This window comes from Bradyrhizobium sp. UFLA05-89, assembly GCF_059803475.1.
The window spans coordinates 1-3,464 of record NZ_JBANBA010000235.1; the positions used below are offsets into that span (position 1 = coordinate 1).

Genomic DNA, 3,464 nt, shown 5'->3' on the forward strand with positions numbered 1-3,464 from the left:
GGGCAAGCCCATGCAGAATGCGTTCATCGAGAGCTTCAATGGCCGGCTACGGGACGAACTGCTCAACGAGACGCTGTTCACGTCACTGGCCCAGGCCCGCGTCGCGCTCGGATGCTGGCGGGCCGATTACAACGACGCGCGACCACACTCTCAGCTCGGATGGAAGTCGCCGTCCGAGTTCGCCTTCACCTGCCATCCGCAACGGGATCTGGCGCTGCGCTATGCCGAAGGCTCCGCGCCAGCTCCAGTCGCTCCCACCGCCCAACTGGGCAAATTCAACGACCGGGGCGAACTCAGGGCTGGATAAAACTTGGGGGCAAGATCAGTCGGCTGCCGAGTAGGCATAAAACCGATCTGCGTGAAGACGATATGGAATAGGGTCGCAGAAAGTGATGCGAAAAGATCAGAGGCTTTTCGGGCTAGCTTAATGTGTTGGCGCCCGCGCTCGATTGCCTCATCGATGTCATTGAACCATTCGTCATCGGCGATACGGACGCTTGATCTAATTGAAAGCCAAACTGCGTCCAAAAAGCTTGTTCGATGCTTTTTCCAATCCGCTAGGTCCGAATTTTCCTTTAGCTCCATGTACATCAGGGCGGCCAAACAATTCCTCGAGTGTCGCTTTGAGCCGATAGAATTGACTCATCTCGTGCCGTAGGCCGATTTCCTCGTAAGAAAAGCCTCGCTTCTACATCGTCGAAGCTCTTCGGACCGCTCTTGTTTTCCGGCAAATCTTTGATGTTGGAAGTATCCTGCCGCAGGACCGGCGGATTCTGCTGGTTCGAGCATGAGCTGGAGCCGACGGTGTCTCCCGGCTTGGGGGCTGGACCCTTCTTATTGGCCGGCTATACCGGCACCCGAGCTCTGTGCGCTCGGAGCGCCGGAGATCGAAGCCAAGGCAAGGGCGATCGAAGGCGAGCGTGCACAACTCAAAAAACGGGCTCAAGACGAGGAGTTGCGCTGGGAGAAGCGGAAGCAAAAGCAAAAGCTGGAGGCCGCTGTCCGCCGGGCGCGCGAATCCTGAGTACGCGCGTTCGACGCGAGCGAGGGAAAAGCAGCAGGCAAAGCAATGCCGCGAGTGGATCAACTCGCGACTGGTTTTCGGTATGCTCAGCAGTTCACGAACCGATCGGCTTTCGCAAGCAGGTGGCGGAGGCAGTTGCAAACAGAGAGGATTGGGATGCGCGCGCAGTGGCGAGTTGCGGCGAGTCTCACGACTTCCGACAAGCTGAATAAAAGGTACCATTGGTACTGACGACCCGCTCGATGCACTGCCTTGCATCCACAATGTCGCCTTCGATACTGAAATAATAGGACTGATTCTTGAGTATCAGCGCATAGTGGCCGGGAGGAAGCTGCAGCGCTGGGTCCTCGCTGTGGAGCTTGTACATCTCTGGGTTGTTCGATACGGGAGTCGCCCGGTACGGGTAAGAGAAATTCCTGATGACCCAGGCGTCGCTGTCGTCAAGCCTTTGGCCTGCGGAAGCGGCTGAAAAATCGCGGGTAATCCTGGCGATCACCCGCACCTCCGCGCGCTCCAATATGTTGGTCGCGGCATCCCGCCGAAAGACTATAAACTCAGGTTGTCCGTTCGGCAGGATCACTTTACCAGGCAGCCTGAATGCGGCCGAGATAGCGACCCTGACATCAGGCGCGCGGCCAGGCAGCAGTTTCAGTTCGGTCAGGACGTTGCCTGCAATTGCATAGACCCCGTAGTCGGTCGGCCGCGGGAAGGCGGGAGGCGGCGGAGGCGGCTTGAAGGCCGCATTGGCTATTGCGCTGGCGTCGGATATCGTCGCCGCCGTGTCGGAGACCACCCGTCCTCCGTGTCCCCGGAAGGGTTGTCCCAGGGTCATCAGCCGTTCGCGTTGCAGCACTGCTGTAAGGGCGGCTCCAACGACTAACAGGACCAAAGCGGTTCGCGTCATGACAGCCCGCAAGGGATGGCGATCGGCTCCAACTTTCGGACGAATCGGCCCTACATCAGCTTCAGACGGGGGAGAGGCTTCCCGCGGCCGCGGATCATGCGTCAAAACCGGCGGCGGCACCGAAGATGGTGGGAGCAGATTGATCTGCTGTCGTGAAAATTCTTCGACGCCTCGGATTGCGGTTTCGAGCGCGAGTGTGGCCTGACGGGTATCTGTCGAATCCGAATCGACGAGTTGTTCCTGAAGCTTATGGCGCGCCAAATCATAGATCGCATGGCGCATCAGCTCAGGATCGGTCTTTACCGTTTCGATCATGCGAGCGATCACGAGCGCAAATTGAACCTCGTTAGAGGCCCTATTGGCGCCTTCTTCATCGCGCTCTCGCAGCTCTCGCGAACTTATGCCGATTTGGGAACTCCTGTGGCGCCCAAGCAGGTCTTGCGCGAAACATACAAATCCTTCTCCCTCACCGCAACGCCTGATCGCTCGCATCGCAAAAGCTCGAACGATGGGGTTCACGCAAAGGCTCTGTGAGATCAGAACCGCTGACCAATTCACCCGCATGTCCCAATAAAAATCCGGGCTAGCTCGGACAACTTGTGCATTGAGGAGTGGATAGCAGGGGTTTCGTTTCGAGCTAAACCCGAAATATTTCTGTCCTCGCACGCATGAATACGCGCCGTTCGGCGGCGCAGGATTCTGGATTGGGCCCTTCAGAGACCTGCCAACAGCCGGTCACAACGTCTGCTGCTCTGGTGGACCGGAAGTGGCGGTTTGATCGCTAGAATGGCGCTCGTGGCCCTCAACGGGCGTTCAGATGGATCTCTCTTCCCGCCAATAAGCTCGAGGATATAATCGCCAGGGCACTGTCGTGACTGCCGCTAGGTTCAGACGACCCATGAAGCGATGGCGCTACGTCAGTATCATCAGCACGGTAGTTGCGGCGGGTCTACTGGCTGCCGGGGCCCGGGTCGTCAGCCAGTCACGCGTGCCATCAGAAGTTATAGCGTCCTCGGTAACGCGTACACCCGAGCTTATTGAACGCGCGTGGCACCTTCCAGTGGCAGCCACATTCCAGAGAAACGTGAACTGGCAGTCAAATGGCTCTCGTTGCGGACCTGCCGCTGTTGCGAATGCGTACAGGTCACTTGGCGAGGCGGCAAGCACGGAGGGCGAGGTGTTGGCCGGCACAGGGCGGTGCTGGACAGGGGTATGCATCCTGGGTCTCACGCTTGATGAACTGGCCGAGGTCGCCAGGACCAACACGAGCCGGAAAGTCACAGTCTTGCGTGATCTCAGCGAGGACCAGTTTCTGGAGCACCTGCGTCGCTCAAACGATCCCGGCCGACGCTACATCGTGAATTTCGATCGCTCGCAAATTTTTGGTGCTGGTGTTGGGCATCATTCGCCTATCGGGGGCTATCTCGAAGCCGAGGACCTAGTTTTCGTGCTCGATGTCAATTCCGACTACCGGCCATGGCTAGTCGAGCGAAAGCGGCTGTTCGCGGCTGTAAATACGTTCGACGGTGATAAGAA

The 3,464-nt window shown here is 58.1% G+C and carries 3 protein-coding genes; 2 read left to right on the forward strand and 1 reads right to left on the reverse strand.

Going from position 1 to position 3,464, the window contains the following annotated elements; translation table 11 throughout:
* Positions 1-307, forward strand: a 307-nt coding sequence (locus SO139_RS45830; protein WP_498542114.1) for an integrase core domain-containing protein, incomplete at its 5' end; no start/stop codon positions are given.
* Between the two features lie 904 nt (positions 308-1,211).
* Here the strand turns inward: SO139_RS45830 and SO139_RS45835 are convergent.
* Entirely contained in the window at positions 1,212-2,243 is a 1,032-nt protein-coding gene (locus SO139_RS45835; RefSeq protein WP_449378908.1) for a hypothetical protein, read from the reverse strand.
* 583 nt (positions 2,244-2,826) lie between these two features.
* On the opposite strand from SO139_RS45835, the gene SO139_RS45840 reads away from it, so the two are divergent.
* Positions 2,827-3,464 (forward strand): phytochelatin synthase family protein (locus tag SO139_RS45840; protein ID WP_498542115.1); only part of this gene is annotated, 638 nt, incomplete at its 3' end.